Consider the following 13,295-nt stretch of genomic DNA (forward strand, 5'->3'; position numbering starts at 1 on the left):
TTATGTTTATTCAACTATTAGTTTAATATCATTTTTGTCTATTTTTTCTTCAATATTTGTATCTTCTGATATTTTGTCAAGAATTCTAATAACCATATCTTTCATACTATTACTATTTAAATTTTTACTTAGCATAATTTTTTCATTTTCGTTAAATTTAACTTCAAATTTAGAATACTGCTTCCAAGCTTTTCTTCTGAGTTTTTCTTCTTCAGAGTATTTTTCTAAATCAAAATTCTCCACAAAGTATCTTGCAGGTATATTATTGTATATCTTGTCTTTATTTATAAAATCTTTGTTTTTTTCTGCTTCTTTCCTCAGAGCATCTTGTGAAAAATATTTCAAAATTGCTTTCTTTATTTCTTCTATTTTCCCTATCTCTTTCAAAAACCATATCACACCACTTGTGAAATTATTTTTATCTTCTTTGTCGATACTGTTCTCATTCTTATATTCAATGCCTAAAACTTTGTATCCTTTTATTTTCTCTTTTGCATACAATGAAATATAACCTTCAAATTTTTGTTTTTCCATATTTACTCCCACTATTGAAGAATATGATAAAATTTCATTTAATTTTTCTAAATTGCTTTTTATTTTATCCTCTCCATTTACGCTTAATAAATTAAGTAACATTTGAACATAACTTTTATATCTATTTGTTTTATTTTCATTACCTTTTATATCTATTTCCATTTTTTCTGCTAATTTTGATGTATAATCCTCATCTATTTTCCAAAAAGCAAATTCATTATCAGTACTTTCATTTTCCTCTTCATCAGTTTCTATATAATAATATATATTATCTTCATTTAACATATATGTATACAAATCAGGATATTCATTTTGTAAACATAAAACTGCCATCAATAAAGCTCTCTCATATTCTTTCTCAGTTGAGTTATCTATGTTGCTTATATATTTTAATAATTGAAAGGAATTTCCCATTCTTTTTATAGTTCTAGGATTATTTCCTATACTGGTAACAAAAATTTTTTCAACTATTTTTACTATCTTTTCGTCCTTTATATTAAATAAGTTTTCACTTTTTATAAATTCTGTAATCTTATATAATTCTATAGGCATTTTGAAAGGCACTTGAATTATTTTATCAAAATAATCTTTTGATTTACTTTCCCCAATATCTTCTCCATATTTAATTGCTACACCTTTAGAAACTATTTCATAGTCTATCGCTAAAACAAATATACAACCTTCAACATCCAAAAATAATTTTATTACTTCCAATAATTCTATTGCTTTTCCAGGATTAAGCCTATCTAAATCATCTATGAAAAAAACAACTCTATCACTATTATTCTTTTTTAAGACGCTTTGTATTAAATCTGAAAAGTTTTCTTTTAATTTTTCCATTTTTAAAAAACTATTTTCTTCGCTTAATATTTCATCTACGTCAATATTAATTTTACTTTCAATATAGTTTTTTGAAAGTTTTAGTAAAGTTTTTGTAAGCTCCCTTACCTTTTCTTTATCATTTGTAGTTTCTGATAATTTATATATTAAATTGTTCATAAATGTATACACCAAATCTTTTTCACCATCAAATTGCGAGTACTGCCAAGTATTGAAATCAACCTTAATGTATTTATCACCTAGTTCATTTTTTATTAAATTCATTATAGATGTTTTTCCAGAACCCCAATCTCCCTGTATAGCTAAAGACATTGGAGTATAACAGTTTTTTATAAATTTTGTTAAGCTTTCTACATAATTACCAATACCTAACATATCCTCTATTTTTATATTTTTATCTACTCTTTCACCAATAGGTACATCTACTATCCCAACTTTTTCAACCATATTACACCTCATATAATTTATAATATTATTTCTAATTACCTACTATTATATATCATATTAATTTTATTTAAATATCACTACTATATTAATATACTATGTCAGTTTGCTGTGATATACTATTTATAAATTATATTCCAAGGAGGTTCTATGTATAAATCATTATTTTTAGTAATTTTAATAATCGCAGGGTTTTCTATAGCTCTTTTTATTAAAAATCTAATAAACAAAAAGAGATTAATTAATTTATTCTTTAATGAATTTGGAAACTCTCCTATTAAAAAAGAATATCCTATTAAAGATGTTTCTAATTTTTTAAAATTGTATAACGAATATGAATATAACAATAATTATATTGACGATATTACTTGGAACGACTTAGATTTAGACGATTTGTATAAAGAAGTAAATATTTGCAAGTCTTCTATTGGCGGAGAATATCTTTACAAAGAACTACATAATACAAAGCCAGATTCTAATGTTTTTAATAATAGACAAACTTTAAAAAATCTTTTTAAAAATGAAAAATCACTTTCTGCAAAAGTACTATACTCTTTTAGCAACTTGGGAAAAATTTGGTACACTTCTTTTGCTGATTTTTACTATGGTGAAATTAATGATAATTTTGCAGTAAAAAAATATTATAATATTTTAGCTGTATCACCTTTGTTTTTACTAATATTATCTATTTTAATAAATAAATTATTTTTAATCCTATTTTTAATAAATGTTTTAATTAACGTATCAATATATTTATTAAATTTAAATAATATAGAAGGGTTGTCAGAATACTGCAGATACTTTATAAAAATAATTGTTACATATAGCAACTTAAAAAAATTAAACAATCCTGTTTTGAATAACTATCTTGATGAGTTTTCTGAAAATTTTAGTAAATTTCAAAAATTCAAGTATTTATCTGGAGCTTTGGAATCAAAATATATGACTCTTGAAGAATCTCTTGCAAAAATTTTTAATATGGTATTTTTAACAGGTATATTGACTATAAAATCTCTTTTAATTAAAATAAAAAATCATCAAGAAGCTTTTAGGAAAATCGTAGAGTGCATTGGAGAAGTAGAACTTTCTTTGTCTATTGCAAATTATGAACTTACTTTACCTTATATTTGTAAACCTAAAGTTTTAAATGAAGAAAAAATAGAATTTAAAGATATTTACCATCCTCTAGTTAAAAATGCTATACCTAACTCTTTAAATTTAGACAAAAACATAATTATAACAGGATCTAATGCATCCGGTAAATCTACTTTTATTAAAGCAATTGGCATAAATTTACTGTTTGCTCAAAATACAGGTACTGCATGTGCCAATTCATTTTCCTATAAACCAATATACATAATATCTTCTATGGCTATTAGGGACGATGTCTTAGAAGGCAATAGTTACTTTATGAAAGAGATTTTATCTCTCAAGAGAATTTTAAATAGGATTGAAAATACTTACAGTATTTGTTTAATAGACGAAATTTTAAGAGGTACTAATACTATTGAGAGAATTGCTGCATCTTCAACTATTCTCGAAAAAATATCAAATAATAATTCCTTTAAATTAATTGCTACACACGACATTGAACTTTCTGAACTCCTATCTAAAAATTACTCAAATTTCTACTTTTCTGAAAGTGAAATAGATGGCAAATTGGAATTTGACTATAAAATAAAAAAAGGGTCAGTTGCTACAACAAATGCCATTAGTTTACTTCAACAAGTAGGTTTTGAAAAAGATATAATTGAAAGTTCTAAAGAAAAAGTTAGCAAATACCTCAAAAATAGAAAATGGATATAAAAAAAGACCATTATAAAATGGTCTTTTTCATTTAGTTATATAAATGACATGCTACTTGATGTCCTACTTCTATTTCTTTTAATTCTGGTGCTTCTGTTTTACATATATCCATACATTCTGAACATCTTCCTGCAAATTTACAACCTTTAGGAGGGTTAATTGGTGAAGGAACTTCGCCTTCCAATTTAATACGTCCTCCCTTTTCCATTGTAGGATCTGGAATTGGTATGGAAGATATCAACGCTTTAGTATAAGGATGTAGTGCATTACTATACAACGATTCATTAGTTGTCAATTCTACTATACTGCCTAGGTACATTACTCCTATACGGTCTGATATGTGTTTTACCATAGACAAGTCATGTGAAATAAACAAATATGTTAGTCCCAAAGTTTTTTGTAACTTTTTTAATAAATTTACAATTTGAGCTTGTATAGAAACGTCTAATGCAGAAATTGGTTCATCACATACTATAAATTCTGGATTAACTGCTAATGCACGAGCTATTCCAACACGTTGACGTTGTCCTCCAGATAACTCATGTGGGAAACGAGCACTGTGTTCACTGTTAAGTCCAATAACTTTTAATAAATCTGTTATTTTATCTTCTCGTTCTTTGCTAGAAAGTTCTGGAAAATGAACTTCTATTCCCTCACCAATAATATCTCCAATAGTCATTCTAGGGTCTAAAGAAGCATAAGGGTCTTGGAAAATCATTTGTGCTTTTTTCTTGAATTTTCTCTTATCAACTTTTTGCATGGTTCCAATTTCTTTTCCATCATACTTTACAGAACCTTCTGTCTTTGAATAAATATTAGTGAGTACCCTTCCGCAAGTTGTCTTACCACAGCCCGACTCTCCAACAAGTCCAAAAGTTTCACCTTTATGAATATTAAAGCTAACATTATCTACGGCTTTTAATACTACCCCTTTTTTAATATTAAAATATTTCTTTAAATTTTTTATTTCTATTAATACTTTCTGGCTCATATTATGCATTCCTTTCCCATTCATCTAGCTTTGGAGCATCTTTGTGCAACAACCAGCAAGATGCTGTATGTTCAGGTGATATTTGAGTCAATTCTGGTTCTTGCTCTTTACATATTTCCATTGTATATGGACAACGTTCTGCAAAGATACACCCCTTAAGTTCACGAATCAAGTCTGGTGGAGTTCCACCTAATGAATACAATTCAGTATCAGAATCTGTATCTAAACGAGGAACAGATTTTAACAGTGCAAAAGTATATGGATGTTTAGGTTCTGAAAATATATCTTTTGTTTTGCCTGTTTCAACGACTTTTCCTGCATACATTACTTGAATTCTATCTGCAACATTAGCCACTACTCCCAAATCATGAGTAACCAATATAATTGCTGTATTAAATTCTTCCTTTAATTCCTGCAATAAATCTAAAATTTGTGCTTGTATTGTTACATCTAACGCTGTTGTTGGTTCATCTGCTATTAAAATTTTAGGTTCACACGCTAAAGATATTGCTATCATAACACGTTGACGCATACCTCCAGATAATTCATGTGGATACTGTTTCATTCTTTCTTCTGGATTTGGTATATTAACTTTTTTTAATAATTCAATTGCCTTTTTTTCAGCTTCTTTTTTTGTTGCTTTAGTATGGATTAAAATACCTTCCATGATTTGATTCCCTATTGTCATAGTTGGATTAAGAGAAGTCATAGGGTCTTGAAATATCATACTTACTTCTTTTCCCCTATAATCAAACAGACGTTTTTTACTCATTTTTAAAACTTCTTCATCTTCAAAAAGAATTTTTGAACAGTCTTTTATCTCTGTTGGAGGAACTTTTAATAATCTCAAAATTGCTTTAGATGTAACGGTTTTACCACAACCTGATTCTCCTACTAAAGCCAAAGTTTCTTTTGGTTTTAAATAAAAAGAAATATCCCTTACAGCTTTAACTTCTCCTGCATATGTGTGGAAAGAAACCGTAAGATTCTCTACAGTTAAAATATTTTCTTTATTTGTATTTTCACTTTTCATATTTTCTCCCTCTAATCTCTTAGTTGTGGATCTAAGGCATCCCTAAGACCATCACCAATAAGTGTAAACGACAACATAGTCAAAGCTATTAGTAGTGCGGGGAACACCATTTGATAAGGATAAAAAATAAACTGTTGTTGAGCTGCTGATGCCATTGCACCCCATGAAGTCATTGGAGCTTGTATTCCTATACCTAAATAAGATAAAAATGCTTCTGAAAATATAAATGAAGGAATGCTAAATGATATTGAAACTATAATTACATTCATCGTATTAGGTAGTAGATGTCTTAATATAATATTTTTTGTACTTACACCTAATGTTTCTGCAGCAATTACAAACTCTTGGTTTTTCAAAGATAATAGTTGTCCTCTAACTAATCTTGCTAACTCACACCAGCCCGTTATAGTCATAGCTAAAATCATAGTACCCAAGCTCTTTGAGTCAAGTGCTAGTGATATTATTATAACTACTAGTAAATAAGGTAACGATATTAAAGTTTCAATTATTCTCATCATTATTGTATCTACTCTTCCACCAACATATGCAGCTACTGCTCCATAAATACAGCCTATGATAGCACAAATAAATGCTCCAGCAAGTCCTATAATAATTGAAACTCTTCCACCAACCCATATCCTTGTGAATATATCTCTTCCTAATTCATCGGTTCCAAACCAATGCGCTGCACTTGGACCTTGATTCTTTGCAACTGAATCAACCTGCTCAAAAGAATACTTTGATAGCATTGGTCCAAATATTACTAACAAAATTAATAAACTCAAAACTACTAATGCAGCTAATGCAGTTTTCTTCTTTTTAAAACGCCTCCATGAGTCTGACCAATAAGTTATCTTAGGCCTAGCAATAAATTCACTCATTTCGTTTTCTTTATCTACTCTTCTAAATTTATCTGGACTAATATTTGTCATATTATCTTCCCTCCGTATTCGCTACTCGAATCCGTGGATCTACCACTCCATAAAGTATATCAACTAATAATTGAGAAACTAAAAAAATAGCTGCATAAAAAATTGTCGTTCCAATAATCATAGGATAATCTCTGTCTGTAATGGCAGAAACGTAATAAAACCCTAGACCAGGTATTCCAAATATTTTTTCTATAATAAATGAACCTGTAAACACTCCTGCGATTTGTGAACCTAAAAGAGTAATTACTGGTAATATAGCATTTCTAAGTACATGCTTTCTTATTATGTTAAAATTGCTAACACCCTTAGCCTCTGCTGTTAATACATAATCTTTTCCCATTTCTTCTAGCATATTACTTCTTATATACCTAGCATATGTAGCAATTGTTGCAAAACTCATAGCTATAGTAGGTATTACTGTGTACTTGAAAGAACCCCAACCAGACGTTGGTAAAATTCCTGCTTTTACACTTAGGAAATACTGCAATATAGCCGCAATTATGAACATGGGAACGGTTACTCCTAGTACTGCTATTATGCTAACAACATAGTCTGGCCAAGTATCTCTTTTTAATGCTGCTATAATACCAAATGTAGTTCCAATAACTATACCTAAGATTAGTGCTTGTGCTCCTACTCTTCCAGAAATTGGAGAAGTTTCTTTAATTATCGAACTAACCTCTCTGCCTGGATATTTATATGATGCACCTAAATCTCCTTTAGTTATAGCATTTTTCAAGAATATTGTGTATTGTTCTGTAACAGGTTTATCTAATCCATATTTTTCTCGGTAATTTTCAATAGTCTGTTTAGGTAAATTACGCCCCATAGCTTCTATTGGACTTCCTTGAATATTGTGCATTAAAAAGAAAGTAATAGTTGCAATAACAAACATAGTTATCACCATGTACCCAATACGCTTTAAAATATATTTAAACATTACTTATCTCTCTTTCTTATTTTAATAATATTTGTAAAGATAGCCGAAAAAAAGAGCTAAGGCTTATTCTTATGAAATAAATCATTTTGAAATAGCCTATAACTCATTATTTTCAATTTATATATTATTTATCACTTGTATCAACATACTTAAATCCTTGTGTTGAAAGGTCATTTACTGAAAAGTTTTTAACATACTCATATTGGAAATTTTCTGATACACCATACAATAGTGGAGAAATAGAAGCTTCTTCCAATAATATGTTTTCTGCTTTCTTGTACAATTCTATTGCTTTTTCTGTATCATTTTCTTTTCCACCTTGAATAACTAAATTATCGTACTCTTCATTTACCCATCCGGTATTTACATTTCCTGCATTGCTAAGAAATACACTTAACATTGCATATGGATCGTCGAAATCAGCAGTCCAAGCAAGATACCCAAATTGATAATCACCTTTATTCATCTTTGAAAAGTAAATTGGCCATTCATTAAAGTCTAATTTAACATTTACTCCTAGATTATCTTTATATGATGATTGCATAAATTCAGCATAAGTACGTATTTTTTGACTAGTATCTCCAAAAGAGATAGTAAATTCTATATTCTCTGGAGCTTCAGTGATTCCTAGTTCTTTTAATCCTTCTTCTAAAAGTTTTCTAGGGTCAGATTCTTTTGAAATTGAAACTAGAGGTTCTTCAACTTTAGACCTGTATTCTATTTCTCCAGCATTAATTGTTGGAGGAACCCAACCATAAGCTGGCTTAGCTATTCCATCAGTTACAGCTTCACTGAACTTATCTCTATCTATACCTAGTTGAAAAGCTCTTCTGATTTTTGCATTTGAAAAATATTTATCCTTTGTATTAAAAGCTATATAATCAGCAATTGGACGTTCCAAAGTTTTATTTTTTACTCCTTCTTTGTCCATAAACTTGTCTCTCCACTGAGCTTTATTAGCCATTACAGTTTCAATTTCTCCAGTATCAAATGAATTGCTATATGTATTCTCATCTGATAATATTTTTATATTTACGCTGTCGAGTTTCACTTTGTCTTTATCCCAGTAATTGTCACTTTTAGTTAATTTTACTTCACTGTTGTGTACCCACTCTGATAGTACAAAAGGTCCATTTCCAATGAATTTATCTTTATCAGAACCAAACTGATCTCCATATTTTTCTATAATATCTTTTCTTTGAGGGAACATTATTCTTTGTGTTGCTATTTTTATAAAGTATTCTGCTGGTTCTTCTAATGTAATTTCCAAAGTTTTTTCGTCTATTGCTTTAACTCCTAATTCTTCGACAGGTTTTTCTTTAGATATTACTGCTTGGGCATTTTTAATATTAGTTAATAAAAATCCCATTTCAGCACCTGTTGAAGGGTCTACACTTCTTTTAATACCATAGGCGTAATCTTCCGCTGTTACTTTTTCACCATCTGTCCATTTATTGTCCCTTATTTTAAAAGTATAAACTTTTTTGTCCTCACTAACCTCATAAGATTCAGCACCAGCATTTTCAATCTCTAAACCACCTTCTGAGTTTTCAACTAATCTTACTAGTGGCTCCATTGTGCTTTTTAATACAGCCCAACTGTAAATGTCAGATCCTTTTTGTGCATCTAAAGTACTTGGCTCTGAAACTATATAAGTAGTAAATGAATTTCCATCACCAGACTTCCCAGCTTTTTTATCTCCTCCACCACAAGCTGCCAAACACATAATTATCGTGAGCAACAACGCTCCAATTCTAAACTTTTTCAAAAAATACCTCCTTAATATTTTTATATGAATTTTACATAAGAAAATTTATATTTTACTTTTAATTTAAAATATCTAAAATAATATTAAATTAAAAGTTTTAATATTATTTTAGATATTTTTTATAGATTAATAAAAACACGTCTTATTTTCTTACATAAAATTGATACTAAATTTATCTATGTTTATTATTTATATAAGTGACAAGCTACTTGATGTCCTTTTCCTTCATCTTTCAATTCTGGAGTTTCTGTTTTACAAATATCCATACATTCTGAACACCTTCCTGCAAATCTACATCCAGGTTTTGGATCTATAGGACTTGGAACATCTCCTTCAAGGAATATTCTCTTTCTTTCTAGTCCATACTTAGGTATAGGTATCGCAGATAATAGTGCTTTTGTATATGGATGTTTAGGCTTTTCAAATATATCTATGTAGTCTGCTATTTCAACTATTTTTCCTAAATACATTACTGCAATTCTATCTGATATATGCCTTACTACACTTAAATCATGTGATATAAATAAATATGTTAATGAAAATTCTTTTTGTAGGTCATCCATTAAGTTTAGTATTTGTGCTTGAATACTAACATCTAGTGCAGATACTGGTTCGTCCATTACTATAAACTTCGGTTCTAGTATTAAGGCTCTAGCTATACCAATCCTTTGTCTTCTTCCTCCGTCTAATTCGTGAGGAAATGAACCTGCAAGTCTAGATTCTAACCCTACTGTTTCCATCATTCTATAAACTTTTTCTTCTTTTTCTTTGTTTGTTTTAGCAAGTTTATTTACTACTAAAGGATCTGCTATTAAGTCGAAAGTGTTCATTCTAGAATTTAGTGATGAATAAGGATCTTGAAATACTATTTGCATTTCTTGTCTCATTTTTCTCATATCTGTTTTTGTTTTATAATCTAGAATATTTTGTCCTTCCAATGTAACATTTCCACTTGTTGGTTCATGTAATCTTATTAAGGCACGTCCTACTGTTGACTTCCCACAGCCAGATTCTCCTACCAAACCTAGTGTTTCACCTTTATTAATGTCAAAACTTACATCATCTACAGCATGTAGAACTCCTTTACCAGTATAAAAATACTTTTTTAAATTTTCTACTGATAATAATGTGTTTTTAGTTTCCATACTATTTGTCCTCCTCTTGTACTTCTTCATCAAATAAATGGCAACATACAAAATGTCCTGGACTAACTTCTACATTTTTAGGAAACTCTGTTTCACATATTTTAAGTTTTTTAGTACATCTTGGATGGAATTTACATCCCTTTGGCAAGTTAGATGGATCTGGTGGATTTCCAGGTATAACCATAAGTCTACTTACATCTTCATCTAAACTTGGAATTGAGTTAAATAATCCTAATGTATAAGGGTGTAATGGCTTAGTGTACAAATCTTTTACATTTGCATTTTCTATAATTGTGCCTGCATATATAACCGCTACTTTATCGCAAGTTTCTGCTACTACCCCTAAGTCATGTGTTATTAATATCATTGAAGTATTATACTTGTCTTTTAATTCTTTCATAAGCTCTAATACTTGTGCTTGTATTGTTACATCAAGGGCTGTTGTTGGTTCATCTGCAATTATTAGTTCAGGGTTACATGCTAAAGCCATTGCTATTACAACTCTTTGTTTCATACCTCCACTAAATTGGTGAGGATAATCATTAACTCTCTCTTTTCTAATACCTACAAGATTAAGCATTTCTTCTGTTTTTTCCTCAATCTCTTCTCTAGAGAGTTTTTGATGTATTTCTATCGCTTCTTTTATTTGATCTCCTACTGTCATTAGCGGATTAAGCGAAGTCATAGGATCTTGGAATATCATTGAAACTTTATTCCCTCTTATGTTGAACATGTCTTTTTCTTTGATTTTAAATAAATTTTCTCCATCTAAGAATATTTCTCCTGACACTAACTTTCCTGGAGGTGATTCTATTAACTTCATAATTGAAAGAGCTGTTGTAGTTTTTCCTGCACCTGTTTCGCCAACAAATCCAAGAGTTTCTCCTTTTCCTATTTTCAAACTCAAGTTATTAACAGCTGATACAACTCCTGAGTCAGTATCAAATTGTACACTTAAGTTTTTTATCTCTAATAATTCATTTGAATCTTTCTCTTCTTCTACTACTATGTCTATTTCTTCTATAATCTCTTTCATATTATCTACCTCTTAAGTTTAGGATCAAGTGCATCTCTTAAACCATCACCTAGTACATTTAATGCAAAAATTGTCGTTACAATTGCAATCCCTGGGAATATTGTCATATGAGGATAATCTCTAATAAAAGTTCTTCCTCCTGATAGCATAGCTCCCCATTCTGGTGTAGGTGGCTCAAGACCTAAACCTATGAAGCTAAGACCAGCTGCATTTATTATTGCATATGCTACTCCAAGTGTAGCTTGTACTATTAATGGAGCCATGCAGTTAGGAATTACATGTTTCATTATAATTCTAAAGTTTGAAGACCCATTAGCTTTTGCAGCTTCTATAAATTCCATATCTCTTATTGACAACACCGAAGATCTAACTATTCTAGCATAACCTGGTATTGAAGCTATCCCTACTGCAATCATTAAGTTAGAAAGTCCTGCACCTAAAGCCGCCAATATAGCTATTGCTAATAACGTGTCTGGTATTGACTGTAATATATCTATAAAACGCATAAGTGCATTATCTAATTTTCCACCGTAGTAACCTGTTACAGCACCTATTGCAGTTCCTACTACAAGTGCAATACCTACTGAAATGAAACCTACTTTAAGAGATATTCTTGATCCATACACTACTCTACTGAATATATCTCTTCCTAAATCATCTGTTCCAAAAAAGTGTTTCCCACTTGGCTTAGCAAACTGATTGGATAAATCTTGTTCGGCAAATCCATAAGGCGCTATAAAATCTGCAAAAATTGCTACTAAAATTAGTGAAACAAGAATTATTAAACCAACCATAGCTAGTTTATTTCTTCTCATTCTTATCCACATATCTTTGAGATTTCTAAATCGTCCTCTTTTTTCTATTTTTGAATTTTCCATTAGATGCCTCCAACACATATTTAGTTTTGATTCGTGGATCAACGAATGTATAAAGTAAATCTACAATTAAATTAACAATACTAAATGCTATTGCTACGAATAATACACAACCCAATACCATTGGGGTGTCTCTCATTTTAATTGAATCTACCATAAGTCTTCCTATCCCAGGTATAGAGAAAATAACTTCTGTCATTAGCGCTCCACCCATAAGTTGACCAAATTGTATACCTATAATTGTAATAATTGGAATTAGTGCATTTCCTAAAGCGTGTTTCCAAATTACAACTCCTTCTTTTTGTCCTTTTGCTCTTGCTGTTTTTATGTAATCTTTTCTTATTACTTCAAGCATAGATGACCTTGTCATTCTAGTAATAACTGACACTGACTGTGAACCTAATGCTACTGCTGGTAAAATCATTTGTGCAGGTGTATCAAACCCTGAAGATGGAAGCCAACCCAAGTTTACTGAGAATAGCATTATCAAAAGCAATCCCAGCCAAAATACTGGCATGGAAATTCCTATTAATGCAAATAGCATAGTAATGTTGTCAAAAATCGAATACTGCTTGACTGCAGAAATAATTCCTATTGGTATTCCTAGTAAAATAGCAAATGATATTGCTAAAACTGCTAATTTTAAAGTTGCTCCCGCCCTACTAAAAATTTCTTTAACTACTGGTGCCTTAGAAATATAAGAATCTCCAAGATCTCCTTTAGTAACTATGTCTTTTACATACCTTCCATATTGTACTAAGAAAGCATCGTCTAATCCCATTTCTTTCCTTAGATCTTTTACAGCTTCTTCTGATGCTGCTGGACCTAAAATATTTCTAGCTGGGTCTCCAGGAGTTATGTACAATAGTCCAAAAACTATAAAGCTTACTCCTAGCATTATTGGAATTAGAAATAAAATTCTCTTAAATATATATTTACTCATAAACCCAC

General features: G+C 30.0%; 11 protein-coding genes. 1 reads left to right on the forward strand and 10 read right to left on the reverse strand.

Annotation, left to right across the window (positions count from 1 at the left end; all coding sequences use genetic code 11):
• Positions 1–6: 6 nt before the first annotated feature.
• On the reverse strand, positions 7–1,821 hold the full coding sequence (locus tag CS899_RS06290) for a KAP family P-loop NTPase fold protein (protein ID WP_164995873.1): 1,815 nt from the start codon (positions 1,819–1,821) through the stop codon (positions 7–9).
• Positions 1,822–1,968: 147 nt separating this feature from the next.
• Between CS899_RS06290 and CS899_RS06295 the strand changes: the two genes are divergently transcribed.
• Entirely contained in the window at positions 1,969–3,624 is a 1,656-nt protein-coding gene (locus CS899_RS06295; protein WP_100065333.1) for a MutS-related protein, read from the forward strand.
• A 31-nt stretch (positions 3,625–3,655) separates the two neighbouring features.
• Here the strand turns inward: CS899_RS06295 and CS899_RS06300 are convergent, their stop codons facing one another.
• The 9 genes from CS899_RS06300 to CS899_RS06340 all read right to left on the reverse strand — a co-directional run bounded on the left by CS899_RS06300 (position 3,656) and on the right by CS899_RS06340 (position 13,287).
• On the reverse strand, positions 3,656–4,615 hold the full coding sequence (locus CS899_RS06300) for an ABC transporter ATP-binding protein (RefSeq protein ID WP_100065334.1): 960 nt from the start codon (positions 4,613–4,615) through the stop codon (positions 3,656–3,658).
• A 1-nt stretch (position 4,616) separates the two neighbouring features.
• Complete coding sequence (locus tag CS899_RS06305) at positions 4,617–5,648, reverse strand: ABC transporter ATP-binding protein (protein ID WP_100065335.1); 1,032 nt, start codon at positions 5,646–5,648, stop codon at positions 4,617–4,619.
• A gap of 11 nt (positions 5,649–5,659) precedes the next feature.
• Complete coding sequence (locus tag CS899_RS06310) at positions 5,660–6,580, reverse strand: ABC transporter permease (RefSeq protein ID WP_100065336.1); 921 nt, start codon at positions 6,578–6,580, stop codon at positions 5,660–5,662.
• Between the two features lies 1 nt (position 6,581).
• Complete coding sequence (locus CS899_RS06315) at positions 6,582–7,520, reverse strand: ABC transporter permease (RefSeq protein ID WP_100065337.1); 939 nt, start codon at positions 7,518–7,520, stop codon at positions 6,582–6,584.
• A gap of 124 nt (positions 7,521–7,644) precedes the next feature.
• Positions 7,645–9,288: a peptide ABC transporter substrate-binding protein gene (locus CS899_RS06320; RefSeq protein WP_100065338.1), complete on the reverse strand. Its 1,644-nt coding sequence runs from the start codon at positions 9,286–9,288 to the stop codon at positions 7,645–7,647.
• 185 nt (positions 9,289–9,473) lie between these two features.
• Entirely contained in the window at positions 9,474–10,433 is a 960-nt protein-coding gene (locus CS899_RS06325) for an ABC transporter ATP-binding protein (protein ID WP_100065339.1), read from the reverse strand.
• A 1-nt stretch (position 10,434) separates the two neighbouring features.
• Positions 10,435–11,469 carry an ABC transporter ATP-binding protein gene (locus tag CS899_RS06330; RefSeq protein ID WP_100065340.1) on the reverse strand — a complete coding sequence of 345 codons (1,035 nt, stop codon included), beginning with the start codon at positions 11,467–11,469 and terminating at the stop codon, positions 10,435–10,437.
• A gap of 5 nt (positions 11,470–11,474) precedes the next feature.
• The gene (locus CS899_RS06335) at positions 11,475–12,347 is read right to left on the reverse strand and encodes an ABC transporter permease (RefSeq protein WP_242491885.1); all 873 of its coding nucleotides are present in this window, start codon (positions 12,345–12,347) and stop codon (positions 11,475–11,477) included.
• Positions 12,310–13,287, reverse strand: coding sequence for an ABC transporter permease (locus CS899_RS06340; RefSeq protein WP_100065342.1), 978 nt, complete (start codon positions 13,285–13,287; stop codon positions 12,310–12,312). Before CS899_RS06340 ends, CS899_RS06335 begins: the two co-directional genes overlap by 38 nt.
• Between the last annotated feature and the right edge of the window lie 8 nt (positions 13,288–13,295).

Source organism: Miniphocaeibacter massiliensis, from assembly GCF_900232905.1.
Lineage (GTDB): Bacteria > Bacillota > Clostridia > Tissierellales > Peptoniphilaceae > Miniphocaeibacter > Miniphocaeibacter massiliensis.